The sequence below is a fragment of the Bacillus sp. ABR genome, assembly GCF_056172715.1.
The window spans coordinates 31,854-47,067 of sequence record NZ_JAOYSL010000005.1 but is presented as its reverse complement, the minus strand read 5'-3'; the positions used below and the strand labels follow the sequence as shown (position 1 = coordinate 47,067).

The window sequence follows — 15,214 nt, the reverse complement described above, 5'->3', positions numbered from 1 at the left end:
AGGTTGTTCTCGCTGGAATACTTTACGTTAAACAAAACCATGACAGCCAAAGAAGAAGGGCTGTTTTTAAAGGAATATTTAATTGATCTTGGTATTTCGAAAAGAATGCTGACGGATATTAAGTTTGATGGCGGTGACCTCCTCATTAATGGAGAGCATGTTACCGTGAGATATGAGCTGCATGAAGGGGACAGGCTCACCATTTTATTTCCCGAGGAAAAAGTGAGTGAAGGGCTGAAGCCTGCACCGATTCCGCTTGATATTATATTTGAGGACGAGCATGTCCTTGTGCTGAATAAAAGGCCGTATATTCCTTCGATCCCTTCTCGGGAGCACCCCGAGCACAGTATTGCGAATGGATTACTGCACCATTATGCCAAGCAGTCTGTTCGGCATACGGTTCATTTAGTGAACCGTCTTGATCGTGATACATCTGGCGTTATGCTTGTGGCGAAGCATCGTTTTGCCCATAGCCTTTTAGCTAAGGCACAAAAGAGTGGAGCGGTTAAGCGAACATACAGAGCGTTTACACATGGCATGATCACAGAAAAACATGGAACCATCGCTGCAAAAATTGCCCGAAAAGGGGATAGTATCATCGAGCGGATGGTTGATGATACTGGGCAGGAGGCAGTGACGCATTATACCGTGCGAGCAGTAATCGCTGAGTTAAATATGTCGGATGTGTCTCTCTCGCTTGAAACCGGGAGAACACATCAAATTCGTGTGCATATGCAATTTCTTGGGCATCCGCTCATCGGAGATACGCTGTATGGCGGAAGGGCCGAGCGGATAGACAGGCAGGCACTGCATAGTGAAACCCTTGTGTTTCCTCATCCGATGACAGGTGAGCAAATGACATTTTCAGCTCCGCTTCCTGATGATATGAAATCCTTGCTTTTTAATTAGAGAAACCCGGTCACCTGCATCGCAGGGCCGGGTTTTTTTATAATGTGAAATGCTGAAATCTTGAATCGTCATAAGGCATAGATGAGGGAACGGAGACCGTTTTAAGCTCAGGGTATGTGAGGGCAGACAGTTTGTTGCCAAATACACAGCCTGTATCAATATTGACGGTTCTGCCAACGAATCGAGGCTCTTTCACAGGTGTATGGCCGTACACAATCCACGGTTTTCCGTGATATTCCTTTGCCCAGTCCTTGCGAACAGGCCGTCCATCTGGCCATGTTTCTCCTGTGACGGCACCAAATAATAAGTAGGACCGCATCTGTTTATTCGGCTTTTTTCCAATATCCTTTTCCTTCATCGCTGCGTGTGCAATGATCAGCTCATCAGGAATGAGTACATCATAAAGCGGAGCCTTCTCAAATAACTGCTTAAATTCATGTGACAATTTGTTTTGTTCATGAGTTGGCAGTTTTTTTATTTCGTTCACTGTCGTTTCGATGCCATGAAGCAATTTGACGGGATTTCCTTTTAAATAACGATAAAGCTTAAAGCAATGGTTGCCAGGTACATATCGGATTGCGCCTTGTGAATAGGCATGAATGACAAATCGCATGACGTCTACTGACTGAGGCCCTCGATCTGTTAAATCACCAACAAGGGCCAGCGTTCTCTTATCAGGATGGACGGGTAATCCATGTTTGAGTTCGTATCCTAGTTTGTGTATGAGGGTAAGCAGCTCTTCGTAGCAGCCGTGGATATCGCCAATGATATCGAATTTCATAAGGTTTCCTCCTGATTTTTTTCATCCATTCGTCGGATATAAAGAAGTTTGAATTTTAGAAAATATAACGAATGGCTTTCATTTCATTTAGGCAATTGTTAGAATCAATCCTTTAACGTAAGACTTATAAAATTAAACATGAATGTTAGGAGGCTTTAGCCAATGGAGCATACATCTGTTTCATCACTCGTTGTCGTTATTATTGTCGCCTTTTTCACCCCTATTTTATTGCACCGATTTAAGCTGACCATTCCGGTCGTTGTAGCTGAAATCATTATGGGGCTCATCATTGGGAAAAGCGGTCTTCAACTGGTTGTCGAACATGATGCGTGGTTAGATACATTATCCATGCTCGGTTTTATTTTTCTGATGTTTTTAAGTGGACTTGAAATAGATTTTTCTTCTTTTGAGTCAAAGAAGAAAGCACGAGAACTTCCAAATGGTTTAAAAGAACCAAATACATTTAAAGCAGCCACCATTATTTTTCTTGGGGTATTTTGTATTTCTTTTATCCTGTCCTATGCGTTTGTACTCGCAGGGTTTATCCAAAATGCCTTTTTAATGACGCTCATTATCTCTACCATCTCATTAGGCGTAGTGGTGCCAACCTTAAAAGAGGAAAAGTTGATGCAGACGAATATCGGTCAAATCATTCTGCTTGTAGCTGTCATTGCTGATTTGGTCACGATGATTTTACTTGCAGTGTTTTCCTCCATTTATGGAGATGGAACAGGGAACATGTGGCTTCTGCTCTTATTATTTGCTGCAGGCATTCTTCTTTATTTATTTGGCCGCGTATTTAAGACAAAGTCAATTTTTCAGTCGATGTCAAAAGGAACCGTGCAAATTGGGACAAGGGCAATCTTTACTCTCATTATAGTCTTAGTTGCCTTATCTGAATCACTCGGGGCTGAAAATATTCTTGGGGCGTTTTTAGCTGGCGTACTTGTGTCCCTTCTTTCGCCAAATAAAGAGCTCGTTCAGCAGCTGGACTCATTTGGCTACGGATTTTTAATCCCGATCTTTTTTGTGATGGTCGGAGTGGATCTGAATATATGGGCACTGTTTAAGGATCCAACCATCATGATCATGATTCCGCTGCTGTTTATTGCGTTGCTTATTAGTAAACTCATCCCAATTCTTTATTTGAAAAAATGGTATGACATGAATAAGGTCATCGGCTCAGGCTTTTTATTAACTTCAACATTATCTCTCGTCATTGCAGCTGCGACGATTGGTGAGCGGCTCGGTGTCATTGATCATAAAATGTCTGGAGCGCTGATTTTAGTTGCTGTGCTAACGAGTATTTTAACACCTGTTTGGTTTAAAGCGCTGTTTAAAAAAGAACAAGCGGCGAGCCATAAGAAGCGTGTGACCTTTATTGGTGCAAATCAGCTGACCTTACCTGTCACACTTGATTTGCATCAGGATGAATATGACATTCGGATTTTGCATGTGTTTCAAGAAAATAAGGAAGCACTGCTGGCAGACTCTATCTTTGAAGTCGAATCAATTGAACAATACGACGATGAGACGCTGAGAAAGGCAGGCGTCGGCCAAGAAGATGTCCTTGTCGTCGCAACAGGCAGTGAGACGAAAAATAAGGAAATTGCTTTATTTGCAAAAGAAGAAGGAGCAAAACAAGTCATTGCAAGTGTCAACAAAGCAGAGGCAGAGCTGACATTGAAGGAAGCGGGCATTGATACGTTTTCTACTTTCCTTTCATCTAAAACGGTGCTAAGAGCTTTGATTGAAGCACCTGATGCGATTCGATTGCTAACAAATGAGGATTCTTCTTTGTATCAAATTCAAATGAACAATCATCGTTATCATAATGTCATGCTGAGAGAATTTCCTTTCACCGGTGATTTGGTATTTGTCCGCATTTTCAGAGGGGTAGACAGCTTAGTACCGCATGGAGATACGACACTTAGAAGCGGCGACCGTGTGCTTGTATCGGGCTCCCGGGAGTATGTGGCAGGACTAAGAGCCCAATTAGAATGACAATGAACCCTTGACCAATGAACAATTCCTGATTAAGATAGAGGTACAACATCATATATTTGATCCACTAGGGGAGTCCTTTAAAAGGGCTGAGATAAAAGTGTCGACTTTTAGACCCTCATTACCTGAACAGGTTCATACCTGCGTAGGGAAGTGGTGCGGTTTTTGACTATGCTTTTTACAAATTCCAAGCCACTTTCCACGCGGAAAGTGGCTTTTTTATATGGAAAAACAGGAGGAGAGGAACATGACGTTTTCAACAGAATGTAAAGAGGCTGCAGCAACATGGTGGAATGGAAGCTTTACGCATCCTTTTGTCAAAGGGATTGGGGATGGCACACTTTCACTCGATCGTTTCACCTATTACGTGATGCAGGATTCGTATTATTTAACTCATTTTGCAAAGGTGCAGGCATATGGAGCGGCGATTAGTGAGGACTTACATACGACGGGCAGAATGGCGTATCATGCCCAGGGCACGTATGAAGCAGAGCTGTCGCTGCATAGGAAATTTACAGAGCTTCTGCAAATTTCTGATGAAGCCATTGAGAACTTTAAGCCTTCCCCGACTGCTTATGCGTATACCTCTCATATGTATCGATCTGTAAAAAGCGGACGGTTTGAAGAGATTTTAGCCGCGTTATTACCGTGTTACTGGCTCTATTATGAGGTAGGTGAAAAGCTGAAACAAACAACACCTGACCATCCAATTTATCAAGAATGGATTTTGACATATGGAGGCGATTGGTTTAAGGAACTCGTTTTCGAACAGGTGAACCGCTTTGATGAACTAGCAGAAATAGCACCAGAACATGTACGCGCCAATATGAAAGAAAATTTTGTGATTTCAAGCTATTACGAATATCATTTTTGGGAGATGGCGTATCAAAAAGAATTGTGGCAAACAGCATGCTTAGATGGGGTTGGTGCAAATGGAACTCCACGCAGTGACAAATGATTCGCTTCCTGCGGGTGAACTGATCAAACAAATAAAAGCCATTGCGTCTGAAGTGGATTTTATTCATATTCGGGAACGTTCTAAAACAGCAGGTGAGCTTGTTGATCTCGTGAAGAATCTCCTTTTAGAAGGTGTGCCGAAAGAAAAGCTCGTGATCAATGACCGAGTAGACGTGGCGCTGCTAACCAATATTCACAGGGTGCATCTTCCGGGTCATAGCTTTTCGCCGAAGGAGCTGCGAAGAAAATTCCCTCACCTTCATGCAGGGGTGTCCGTCCATTCGATAGAAGAAGCGAAAGCAGCAGAGAAAAATGGAGCAGAGTATGTCATGTTTGGGCACGTATATGCCACCTCTTGTAAACCAGGACTTCAGGCAAGAGGTGTACAGCTTGTGAAAGAACTGACTACTGCACTAACAATTCCAGTGGTGGCCATCGGCGGGATGACCCCAGAACGAGTTTCAGAATTGAAACACGCTCATGTGAAAGGAATCGCTGTCATGTCTGGGATTTTTACTCATCATCAGCCGCGTATGATGGCACAAGCATTTTCTGAAAAGGTAAAGGAGAATCCTTATGAAAAAGCATTATGACGTTGCAATCATTGGTGGTGGAATCATAGGGATGTCAATCGCCTATCACCTTGCAAAAGCAGGAAAACAGGTGGTCTTATTTGAAGCGAATGAGATAGGGAAGCAAACGACAAGTGCGGCTGCCGGGATGCTCGGTGCACATGCTGAAGGAGAGGGGCATGAGGATATTTTCTTTCAGGCAGGCAGAGCAAGCCAGGCATTATACGAAAAATTAAAGGTCGATCTTTTGCATGAATCAGGTATTGATATTCGGACTTCAGCAGGCGGCATCATGAAGGTCGCCTTTACAGAAGAAGAGAAGCAGGCCCTTTGCCGGATGCAGCATTTGTCTACGTTTAAGTGGCTTGACGCAAGCAACGTAAAAAAATACATGCCTCAAGTCACAGATCACATGCTGGGAGCAGGTTTGATTGAAGAGGATGTGCATGTGGAGCCTTACGCTGTATGCAGGGCTTTGTGGCAGGCGGCGGTCCGCTACGGAGCAGATGTGAAAGAGTGTACACCTGTGATCGAAGTGAAGCGGGGCAAAGAAGTGTTAACTGTCAGAACACCGAAGGGCACATTCACATGTGATGACCTGACAGTCGCAAGTGGTGTATGGTCTGGCCGTTTTTTTGAAGAGTTCGGATTATCGCATTCTCTTTATCCAGTAAAAGGGGAATGTGTGTCTGTATGGAATAATGGTCCGTCGCTCGCACACACCATTTATCATGATCATTGTTATATCGTTCAGCGAGATAGTGGAAAGCTTGTTATCGGTGCAACGATGAAGCCAAACGAGTGGCAGGCTGTTCCAACGCTTGGTGGCATGGAAGCTGTGATTCAAAAGGCGTCTCAGCTGATGCCTTCTATTAAAGAGATGCCGATTGAAAAGTGCTGGGCAGGCCTTCGTCCGGCGACAAACGATCGGCACCCCTATATCGGAAGACATCCCGAAGACAAGCGTATTCTTTTTGCTGCAGGGCATTACAGGAATGGCATTTTACTTGCGCCGATTACTGGAGAAATCATTCGTGACCTCATATTAGACAAACCGGTCAAAGAGGAATGGCTTCACGCATTTCGTATTGGACGAAAGGAGGCACTATTCGTATGAAGATTCAATTGAATGGCAGAATCGTTGACTTCGATCAAGAGAATGGAACGATCTATGATCTGCTATCAGCCTATCAGCTTGAAAACCGTGTGGTGATCGTTGAAAAGAACCAAGAAATCATTGATAAAGAAGCGTTTCAACAAGTAGTGATTCAACCAAATGACACGATTGAAATCGTTCATTTTGTAGGAGGAGGATGATCCAATGCTGCACATTGGCGGAAAAACATTCACATCAAGACTATTACTCGGAACAGGGAAGTACCCATCATTTGAGGTTCAAAAAGAAGCGGTGAACGTATCGGAAGCCGAAATTTTAACCTTTGCTGTCAGAAGGATGAACATATTCGAAGCATCTCAGCCTAATTTTCTAGAGCAGCTTGATTTATCAAGATATACGCTGCTTCCGAATACAGCTGGTGCAAGTACAGCAGAAGAGGCAGTGCGTATTGCCCGTTTAGCAAGGGCTTCTGGGCTGTGTGACATGATCAAGGTAGAAGTCATTGGCTGTTCAAGGTCTCTTTTGCCAGATCCAGTTGAAACATTAAAAGCATCTGAAATGCTGCTCGAAGAAGGATTTATCGTGCTGCCATATACATCTGATGATGTGGTGCTCGCAAGAAAATTAGAAGAACTCGGTGTCCACGCCATCATGCCAGGTGCTTCTCCGATTGGTTCAGGCCAAGGCTTACTAAATCCTCTGAATCTCTCATTTATTATCGAGCAGGCGAAGGTGCCGGTCATTATTGATGCTGGCGTAGGTTCTCCGAAGGATGCAGCTTATGCGATGGAGCTTGGAGCTGACGCAGTATTACTAAATACCGCTGTCTCTGGTGCAAAGGATCCTGTGAAAATGGCAAAAGCAATGAAACTGGCGATTGAATCAGGAAGACTAGGCTATGAGGCAGGACGTATTCCCCTGAAAAACTATGGGACAGCGAGCAGTCCACAGGAAGGAATGCCGTCATTTTGAGCACTCGTTATTCACGCCAAGAGCTTTTTCAGCCAATTGGAACAGAGGGACAAAAGCGGCTAAATGACTCAAAGGCGGTCATTATTGGAGCGGGGGCACTTGGAACGGCTAGTGCAGAAATGCTCGTTCGTGCCGGCGTTGGATCTGTCACCATTTTGGACCGAGATTATATTGAATGGAGCAACCTTCAGCGCCAGCAGCTTTACACGGAGCAAGACGTGAAGGATCGGCTGCCAAAGGCTGTGGCGGCTGAAAAAAGACTCAAGCAAGTAAACAGTGACGTTTACGTCAAAGGCATCGTGATTGATGTGACTGCTCACAATATTGACGAACTGGTCAGCGGGGCTTCGATCATTGTCGATGCAGCGGATAATTTTGAGGTAAGAATGATTGCAAATGATGCTGCTGTCAAACATCAAATTCCGTTCCTTTATGGGGCCTGTGTAGCCAGTTATGGCATTCAATTTACTGTGATTCCTGGTGAGACGCCGTGTTTACACTGTCTGCTTGAACATTTACCTGCACAAGGTATGACTTGTGATACAGCAGGTATCATTAGTCCAGTTGTGCAGCAGGTGGCCGCATATCAAGTGGCAGATGCACTTAAATATTTAACAGGACATCAAGTGACGCCAATATTAAAATCCTTCGATTTATGGAAAAATGAACGATCTGACATTCGGTCGGCTACATCTTTAAAGAAGAAGCAATGTCCAAGCTGTGGACTGAAGACTTATCCATTTCTTTCATATGACAAGAGAGCGAAGGCAGATGTACTATGCGGCCGCAATACGGTACAAATCCGCAGTGCAGCAGAAACACCGCCACCTTTACATGAAGTAGCTCTTCGGTTAAAGAAAGCAGGGATGGATGTGCTTGAAAATCCATATTTGCTTTCATGTCAAAAGGATGAATTTAAGCTTGTCTTATTTAAAGATGGCAGAGCGCTTGTTCATGGAACCAATGATATTGCCAAAGCAAGAACGATTTATCATCAATGGATTGGCTAATGAGAGGTGTGAAGAAATGACGATCAAAAAAGCATTCACAATCGCGGGTTCTGATTCTGGCGGCGGAGCAGGCATTCAGGCCGATTTGAAAACTTTTCAGGAGCTCGGTGTGTATGGAATGTCTGCAATCACAGCGATAACTGCGCAAAACACACTAGGTGTTCATGGGATATATCCGCTTTCAATTGAGGCGTTAGAGCGTCAAATAGATGCAGTGGCAGAAGATTTACTGCCAGATGCCGTCAAAACAGGGATGCTGTGGAGTGCAGACATGATCAAGATCGTAGCTGAAAAAACGGTTCAATATAATATGAAGCTGATTGTAGATCCAGTCATGATCGCAAAAGGAGGAGCCTCTTTATTAAATGAAGATGCGGTCGCTGCGATGAAAACACACTTGCTGCCTGTGAGCTATGCTGTAACGCCGAATCTTCCTGAGGCAGAAGTACTATCAGGTTTACGTATTCAGACGAAAGAGGATCGCTATCTGGCAGCAGAGCGCCTTTATGAGCTCGGAACGAAACATGTTGTGATCAAAGGCGGCCATGGTCCATCTGATGGGATGATTACCGACCTGCTGTATGATGGAAAAGGCTTTATTGAAATCACAAATGAACATATTGATACACCACATACACATGGCACAGGCTGCACGTTTGCAGCAGCATTAACAGCTGAAATTGCGAAAGGTTATTCGATAAAGGAAGCCTTTGAAACAGCAGAAACCTTTGTCCATGAAGCGATCAAATTCCCTTTACGAATTGGATCTGGACACGGGCCTACGAACCATTTTGCTTATCAGCAAAACAGAATCAAACGTTAAGGGAATCGAACCGTCTTCCTTGTGAAGGCGGTTTTTTTGCGAAAATGAAACTTTCTTTCAGAGGAAATTGTCATTCTCTTATGATCTGTGATAATATTATGATCAGGTACTAATACTATGTCTTGAAAAAATAGGAGGCTTTATTACATATGAACTTTTCTTTAGAAGGCCGTAATATCGTGGTGATGGGTGTTGCCAATAAACGAAGCATCGCATGGGGAATTGCCCGCTCACTTCATGAAGCTGGAGCTCGTTTGATTTTTACTTATGTTGGAGATCGCCTTGCTGAATCGGTAAAAGAGCTTGCAAGCACACTTGAGCGTGATGATTCAATTATTCTTCCGTGTGATGTGACAAGTGATGAAGAAATCGAAAAATGTTTTGCTGCAATTAAAGAAAAAGTACAAGTCATTCATGGCGTTGCGCATGCCATTGCATTTGCAAACAAGGAAGAGCTTGTTGGCGAATACTTGAACACGAACCGTGAAGGTTTCCTTTTGGCGCACAACATTAGTGCATACTCATTAACTGCTGTAGCAAAAGCAGCACGTCCATTAATGACAGAGGGTGGAAGCATTGTGACGCTTACATACCTAGGCGGAGAGCGTGTTGTATCTAACTACAACGTAATGGGTGTAGCGAAAGCATCACTTGAAGCAAGCGTGAAATATTTAGCAGCTGATTTAGGCGCAGAAGGCATCCGTGTGAACAGTATTTCTGCTGGTCCAATTCGTACGTTATCTGCAAAAGGCATCAGCGGCTTTAATACCATTCTGAAGGATATTGAAGAGCGTGCACCGCTTCGTCGTACAACAACTCCTGAAGAAGTTGGCGATACAGCTCTATTCTTATTCAGTGATCTATCTCGCGGCATGACAGGTGAGAATCTGCATGTTGATTCTGGCTTCCATATCATTGCCCGATAAACGAATACATGACTTGCAGCATACCGATGAAGGGTATGCTGTTTTTTTATTTTTCTTCTGATTTGAGCCCTCCGTTCATATATATAAGGAATGAATCATTCGGGAGGGATTAGTATGTCAAATAAAGGTGATGAGAATCAAAAGCCGCTGATGTATATTGTTCAGCCGAGCTATCATGAATCAAAGCCGGCCATGCAAAATATTGTGAGAAAGCGAAAGAAATCAGAAAAACAGTCAGAAAGTGATCACAATGCAAAAGGCGAGATCGAAGAAAGCACGCAGCAGGAGCCTGCGATTCAAGGAATAGAGCAGAAAAAAGAAGCTGAGCCGCCTGCACTCCAGCAAGATCGAGAAATAAAACAAGAAGCCGAATTTACAGAAGAACGAGATATCGCACAAGAGGCTGAGCTTGCACAGGAACAAGAGAACATACAAGAAACCGAGCTTGCACAGGAACAAGAAAACATACAAGAACCAGAGCTCATACAAAAGCAAGAGCCTCAGCAAGAAGAAGGAAACCAGCCAGAGGGTGTCTTTCATGAAACAAAAGAAGAACCAAGAAGAAAACGAGTGAAAAAGCCTTTAAGTCAGATGAGTATTGATGAAAAAGTCGATTTTCTCACAAGACTGCCTCATAATATGCCAAGGGCTCTTTGTCTGATTGAAGCTGATGGTAAAACATATAGAGGAATCATCATGGATCGAAAAGATGATACTGTGATCATTCGTACAGCAGGCGGGGGAAATCCAGTCGAATTAGCGATTGCTGAGATTTCTTCCATCCACCCGCTTGGTTTTTAACAAAGAAAAAAAGTCCCATATAGGGACTTTTTTTGTTAGCAGTTACGGTTGATGAGTCTTGGGTTTAGGCATTCGATTGCGCAGAAGCAGTCAAGGTCTACTTCAACGCAATACTTCGATTTTTCTAATCGAAACACATCACATAAGGAATCTTTATCTGTAAAATCTAAAATATGACGGTCTTTGTCAAATGCGATAAGCAAGCTGAGTGTTGCACAGTGATCACAGATATGTTCGACTCTGAAAAATGCAGTGCTGAAGCAAGGGCCTGGATCTACTTCTCCGACATTTCCGAATGCGACGAATGGTTTTGATTTGGATGTAAAGAGAACAAATGGGACAGTGTCACCTAAAGAATGTGATGGAGAAAGGAGATTGCTGTAACAGCTGGTCGGGCAATCTTCTTCGACGGCATTTTGTAAGTCGTGAATGTTTTCAACAGCCTCTGCTACACAGTTCCATGAATGTTTGCGGCTCATATTCAACCCTCCTATACTAGGAAATTTGTTTGAGTGTTTGAGCACTGTTATCATCTACAAGCTATTTTTGCCGGTACGTGCATCTACTTTTAACCAATGCGGAAGCGGTCGCTACTTATACCGACTGCTCCGCATAATTGGCTGTCATTCGTAAGGAAGGGGATGCTTTGACTCATGACAAGTTAGATGATCGGCCTGTTGATTTAGCCGTGGTGATGATGCTTTTTATCTTTCGATGGCATGACTCTGTCGACAAGCTCTGGGTTTAAGCATTGGATTGCGCAGAAGCAGTTTAAATCAACCTCAATACAAAAGTCCGTTTTTTCTAGACCAAAGAAGTCAGGGTCACAAGGGTGACACACGCTTAGCGTATGTCCGTGTACATCAACAGGTCTTAATACAGATAACGTAGCACAGCAGTCGTGTAATTTTTCAACCCGGAAGAAAATAGATTCGAAGCATTGGCAATCGTCAACGAATCCTCCAATGTTTCCGAAAGTAGAGAACAACCCGCCCTTTTTATCAAAAAGTAAAAACGGAATCGTATCTTTTCCAGAAACTGTTGGGCTTAATAAATTACTGTAGCAGCTCGTAGGACATTTATCTTCTACAGCTTCCTGCTCTGCTAAAATCTTATCAACCGCATCGCATACACAGTTTTCATCATGTCGGCCATGGTGTTTTCCGCAGCTCATGGATTTCAGCTCCTTTAACAAGGTATTTGACTTTAGTCCTTATCAACATATGTATGCGCCCTCTAGTTGGTGTGGGTAAATGACCATTTATATTTGTTGTATTTTTATAAAAGGAAAAGCAGAGCTTTTCGCTCTGCTTTTGGACATTAGAGGATGCCGATTGCAACGATTGTCGCAACAAGAGTTTGTGTAAGTGTTTGGATTGCGATAGAGATGTCCGCATCGATTGTAGATACTGTAACGTTTCTTGAATTTTCGATGACAAGTTTTTGGCGGTTTGTTTGTTTGTGAGTAGCAGCTTGTAAGAGATCCTGCGTGACGCGGTCTGCCAAATCACCGTCTGCGATTGAGATGTTTGTAATGGTGATGATCGCTGTTTGAATCGCTACTTGGATAGATGCTGCAACCTGTGCATCGACAGAAGATACGTTAATGTCACAAGAGTCCCTAACGATAATGACCTCTTCAGATGTCTGCTTTGTGAAGCTTACTTGATCCAAATCTTGTAAGACATCTTCGTCATCATAATAATCGTCACAAAGTGCTTTTCTTTCATAGTTGCAATCGTCGTGGTGTTCGTGGTATCTGTGGTGTCCGTGGTGTGAACAGTTACGATCTAGAGCGACCCAAGAATATGGTTTAGAATCCATTTCTATTCCTCCTTCCGTTTACTTTATTAAATGCTGGAATGCGTTGTTTTGTCTCGGGCATTTACCCTAGCAGGCAACCCATTTTTATTTAATCGTTATTACGCTGAGCATTACGACGCTGCTGAATACGATTTCGAAGTGAATTTCGATTTGGACGTACTTTTGGTTCAGGCACTACTTCTTCTGGCTGTTTTGCTGCCTCAGCCTGCCTTTTTTTCTCCTGCTGCTGTTCTACGAAATCATTTGCTTTCTTTTGTAAGTCCTCGACTAATTTCAAAATCATTCTTCTTTGATCATCTGAAATTTTTGCTTTCTGATCATCAGTGATATTGTTTTTGTTTAACACATCACTGACAAGAAGACTTGTTAATGGATCAATATCCGTATTGATTTGAAATTCCTTTTTTTCGTTCTCTTCAGCCACGATGATTTCACCTCTTTCATACGTCATGTTAGAAAAAGAAAGGGTCAAAGAATGCCGGCTTCAACTAAGAGCACATTCAATGTTTGAGTGAGAATTTGGACGGAGTTCATAATGGATGCATCTGATAATGTAATCGTAATGTTATAGCAGTTGATGATTTGAATCACAGTTTTCTTTTGTACTTCCACTTGTTGCACAGCTAAAAGCTGATCTGTGATGTCAGCAGCCACTTCATCGTCTGGTACAAGAATTTGGATTAAAAGAGTAATGATTGTCGTTACGGTCGCTTGAAGGGAGAGTGCAGCTGTTACATCTGTTTTATGAATTGTGACATTTTCCGAATCTTTGATCTCAATGAAATCATCATAATTGCTGATTAATTCGTTTAACAGTTGTGTATATAATATTTCAGCACTTTCTTCAATAGACAATACTTTCACTCCTTTCTTATCTATACATTATTTAATGCAGCAACGACTCAAGGTGGAATCGGAAAGTGTGAAAAAGTACAACCCAATTTTATTTCCACTCGATTCATCATGACAGTCTTTTTTCTTGCATATATAAAGAAAGGACGGAAAAAGAAGAAAGAAGGAGGTGGAGGCTTCTGAGCGGTGCTTTGTCATTTGTCGTGTTTGCCCTCGCATCCTTTAGACTGACGAGACTGATTGTGTTTGATACCATTACTGCCCCTTTCCGCCGTCTATTTCATGAAGAACAGGAAGAGGTAAATGAACAAGGTGAAGTCGAAACATATATCATCATTAAAGGGGAAGGACTGCGGTCCTGGGTTGGAGAACTGTTAAGCTGTTATTGGTGTACTGGCATGTGGTGCACTGCTGCCTTACTTCTGATATACATACTTTTTCCTGTCATCAGCATGTGGCTTAATTTACTATTAGCGATTGCCGCAGCAGCAGGCATCATTGAAGCGGTCGTCTCGAAGCTTGTGAAATAAACAGGCATTCTGATCAGACACGCTTTCAATAAATGCATATACTATCATGGAACAGGAAAGGAAGGGTTGCGATGAAACCAACTGAAACGCCGTCACATATGCTTCAAGGTTATCCAGCGCAGTCAAATCAACAATCTGTATATACGAAAAAAATCAAGAAAACTGGCTGCGGCTGTGGAAACAAAAAGAAACCTCAATAATAGAAGAGAAAAACAAAAGCCGGATTTATCCGGTTTTTTTGTTGCCCTTTTTTTGAGTGGTGCATATGTAAGAGAGAAGGGGTGACCAGAATGGATGCATTCGAACAATTAATCGGTTCCTTGTTCACTAAACCCCATGATGGGAAAGAACAAGCGCACGAAAAGGCTGAAATGGATCTATCGGATAAAGCGCATGATCTTGAGGAGCACTTAAAAGCATTTGGCGTGAAGATGGAGGCTTTTGCAAAAGAAACAGAAGCATTCATGATGCGTCATACAGAGGCAGATTACGTCTTTAAACAGCAGAAATAAAAATTCCGCACTTTTTTATGTGATCGTCCAAACCATTTCTTGCATTTTTCATACTTTGTAAGGGAGAAGAGGAGGTGCTTAAATATGAGTTACGGTTACGGTGGCGGTTCTTGCGGCGGCTACGGTGGAGGCTACGGCGGCGGATATGGATCAACATTTGTTCTTGTTGTCGTGCTTTTCATCCTTCTAATCATCGTTGGTGCTTCTTTCTTTAACTACTAAAAAGTAAGAAGGTGAGGGAAGCAAGGGGGAAGCCTTTTGCTTTCCTTTCTCTTTGGTCAAACAAGGTTTTAGGATAGGCACATATCCCGCCTATTTTCATATAGTAAGGTGATTACTCCACAAAGAGGAGGCAAATGAATGGATAATAAATTCTTTAAAAGCGTAGAAAACAAAACCGGTGTGAATATGAATGATGTGTTTAAACTTGCAGGTTCTTTGCAAAATGCCAACTTTAAAGATGAGAATACCGTTCGAGGTGTCATTAAAAAAGTAGCGCAGCTTGCGAACAAACGTGTACCTAAAGAAATGGAAGACAAAATCGTTCAATCGATTACTAGTGGAAAAGAAAAGCTTGATTTCAATACAATCGCTAAAATGATGAATAACAAAAAATAAACAACA

22 protein-coding genes and 1 riboswitch are annotated in these 15,214 nt (G+C 42.7%); of the genes, 16 read left to right on the top strand and 6 right to left on the bottom strand.

Annotated elements, in window-relative coordinates:
* Positions 1–12: 12 nt before the first annotated feature.
* Complete coding sequence (locus OIT90_RS15680) at positions 13–909, top strand: RluA family pseudouridine synthase (protein WP_186315147.1); 897 nt, start codon at positions 13–15, stop codon at positions 907–909.
* 37 nt (positions 910–946) lie between these two features.
* Here the strand turns inward: OIT90_RS15680 and prpE are convergent, their stop codons facing one another.
* On the bottom strand, positions 947–1,690 hold the full coding sequence (prpE, locus tag OIT90_RS15675; protein WP_039177836.1) for a bis(5'-nucleosyl)-tetraphosphatase PrpE: 744 nt from the start codon (positions 1,688–1,690) through the stop codon (positions 947–949).
* A 162-nt stretch (positions 1,691–1,852) separates the two neighbouring features.
* On the opposite strand from prpE, the gene OIT90_RS15670 reads away from it, so the two are divergent.
* The 10 genes from OIT90_RS15670 to OIT90_RS15625 all read left to right on the top strand — a co-directional run bounded on the left by OIT90_RS15670 (position 1,853) and on the right by OIT90_RS15625 (position 10,872).
* Positions 1,853–3,694, top strand: coding sequence for a monovalent cation:proton antiporter family protein (locus OIT90_RS15670; RefSeq protein ID WP_058838853.1), 1,842 nt, complete (start codon positions 1,853–1,855; stop codon positions 3,692–3,694).
* Between the two features lie 59 nt (positions 3,695–3,753).
* A riboswitch (TPP riboswitch) is annotated at positions 3,754–3,863 on the top strand.
* A 78-nt stretch (positions 3,864–3,941) separates the two neighbouring features.
* Positions 3,942–4,652, top strand: coding sequence for a thiaminase II (gene tenA, locus OIT90_RS15665; RefSeq protein WP_144464913.1), 711 nt, complete (start codon positions 3,942–3,944; stop codon positions 4,650–4,652).
* Positions 4,627–5,244 carry a thiazole tautomerase TenI gene (gene tenI / locus OIT90_RS15660; protein WP_144490918.1) on the top strand — a complete coding sequence of 206 codons (618 nt, stop codon included), beginning with the start codon at positions 4,627–4,629 and terminating at the stop codon, positions 5,242–5,244. The genes tenA and tenI overlap by 26 nt, the downstream gene beginning before the upstream one ends.
* Positions 5,228–6,340, top strand: a complete 1,113-nt coding sequence (gene thiO, locus OIT90_RS15655) for a glycine oxidase ThiO (protein ID WP_144490919.1) — start codon at positions 5,228–5,230, stop codon at positions 6,338–6,340. The genes tenI and thiO overlap by 17 nt, the downstream gene beginning before the upstream one ends.
* Positions 6,337–6,540, top strand: coding sequence for a sulfur carrier protein ThiS (gene thiS / locus OIT90_RS15650; RefSeq protein WP_039177840.1), 204 nt, complete (start codon positions 6,337–6,339; stop codon positions 6,538–6,540). The genes thiO and thiS overlap by 4 nt, the downstream gene beginning before the upstream one ends.
* A 4-nt stretch (positions 6,541–6,544) precedes the next feature.
* Positions 6,545–7,312: a thiazole synthase gene (locus OIT90_RS15645; protein WP_039177841.1), complete on the top strand. Its 768-nt coding sequence runs from the start codon at positions 6,545–6,547 to the stop codon at positions 7,310–7,312.
* A complete protein-coding gene (locus tag OIT90_RS15640; RefSeq protein WP_268465344.1) occupies positions 7,309–8,322 on the top strand; it encodes a thiazole biosynthesis adenylyltransferase ThiF in 1,014 nt (337 codons plus the stop codon). The genes OIT90_RS15645 and OIT90_RS15640 overlap by 4 nt, the downstream gene beginning before the upstream one ends.
* Positions 8,323–8,338: 16 nt before the next feature.
* Positions 8,339–9,145 carry a bifunctional hydroxymethylpyrimidine kinase/phosphomethylpyrimidine kinase gene (gene thiD, locus OIT90_RS15635; protein ID WP_107163872.1) on the top strand — a complete coding sequence of 269 codons (807 nt, stop codon included), beginning with the start codon at positions 8,339–8,341 and terminating at the stop codon, positions 9,143–9,145.
* 149 nt (positions 9,146–9,294) lie between these two features.
* A complete protein-coding gene (gene fabI, locus OIT90_RS15630) occupies positions 9,295–10,071 on the top strand; it encodes an enoyl-ACP reductase FabI (protein WP_024425017.1) in 777 nt (258 codons plus the stop codon).
* Positions 10,072–10,185: 114 nt separating this feature from the next.
* A complete protein-coding gene (locus OIT90_RS15625) occupies positions 10,186–10,872 on the top strand; it encodes a CotO family spore coat protein (protein ID WP_216431202.1) in 687 nt (228 codons plus the stop codon).
* A 35-nt stretch (positions 10,873–10,907) separates the two neighbouring features.
* On the opposite strand, the gene OIT90_RS15620 is transcribed toward OIT90_RS15625, so the two are convergent.
* From OIT90_RS15620 to OIT90_RS15600, 5 genes are all read right to left on the bottom strand, one after another.
* On the bottom strand, positions 10,908–11,351 hold the full coding sequence (locus tag OIT90_RS15620; protein ID WP_144464904.1) for a CotY/CotZ family spore coat protein: 444 nt from the start codon (positions 11,349–11,351) through the stop codon (positions 10,908–10,910).
* Between the two features lie 203 nt (positions 11,352–11,554).
* Entirely contained in the window at positions 11,555–12,046 is a 492-nt protein-coding gene (locus OIT90_RS15615; protein ID WP_003211658.1) for a CotY/CotZ family spore coat protein, read from the bottom strand.
* 146 nt (positions 12,047–12,192) lie between these two features.
* On the bottom strand, positions 12,193–12,696 hold the full coding sequence (locus tag OIT90_RS15610) for a spore coat protein (protein ID WP_039177849.1): 504 nt from the start codon (positions 12,694–12,696) through the stop codon (positions 12,193–12,195).
* Positions 12,697–12,784: 88 nt separating this feature from the next.
* A complete protein-coding gene (locus OIT90_RS15605) occupies positions 12,785–13,120 on the bottom strand; it encodes a hypothetical protein (protein WP_024425013.1) in 336 nt (111 codons plus the stop codon).
* A 44-nt stretch (positions 13,121–13,164) separates the two neighbouring features.
* Positions 13,165–13,560 (bottom strand): spore coat protein, encoded by a 396-nt coding sequence (locus OIT90_RS15600; RefSeq protein ID WP_228279989.1) that lies wholly within the window; start codon positions 13,558–13,560, stop codon positions 13,165–13,167.
* A gap of 167 nt (positions 13,561–13,727) precedes the next feature.
* Here OIT90_RS15600 and OIT90_RS15595 point away from each other — a divergent pair, with 167 nt between their 5' ends.
* The 5 genes from OIT90_RS15595 to spoVIF all read left to right on the top strand — a co-directional run bounded on the left by OIT90_RS15595 (position 13,728) and on the right by spoVIF (position 15,208).
* A complete protein-coding gene (locus OIT90_RS15595) occupies positions 13,728–14,078 on the top strand; it encodes a DUF1360 domain-containing protein (RefSeq protein WP_039177852.1) in 351 nt (116 codons plus the stop codon).
* 71 nt (positions 14,079–14,149) lie between these two features.
* Positions 14,150–14,278: a hypothetical protein gene (locus OIT90_RS15590; protein ID WP_254967544.1), complete on the top strand. Its 129-nt coding sequence runs from the start codon at positions 14,150–14,152 to the stop codon at positions 14,276–14,278.
* 90 nt (positions 14,279–14,368) lie between these two features.
* Positions 14,369–14,590, top strand: coding sequence for a hypothetical protein (locus OIT90_RS15585; protein WP_025093421.1), 222 nt, complete (start codon positions 14,369–14,371; stop codon positions 14,588–14,590).
* Between the two features lie 84 nt (positions 14,591–14,674).
* Positions 14,675–14,812: a YjcZ family sporulation protein gene (locus tag OIT90_RS15580; RefSeq protein WP_024426457.1), complete on the top strand. Its 138-nt coding sequence runs from the start codon at positions 14,675–14,677 to the stop codon at positions 14,810–14,812.
* A 138-nt stretch (positions 14,813–14,950) separates the two neighbouring features.
* A complete protein-coding gene (gene spoVIF, locus OIT90_RS15575; protein ID WP_008348417.1) occupies positions 14,951–15,208 on the top strand; it encodes a sporulation-specific transcription regulator SpoVIF in 258 nt (85 codons plus the stop codon).
* The last annotated feature ends 6 nt before the right edge of the window (positions 15,209–15,214 follow it).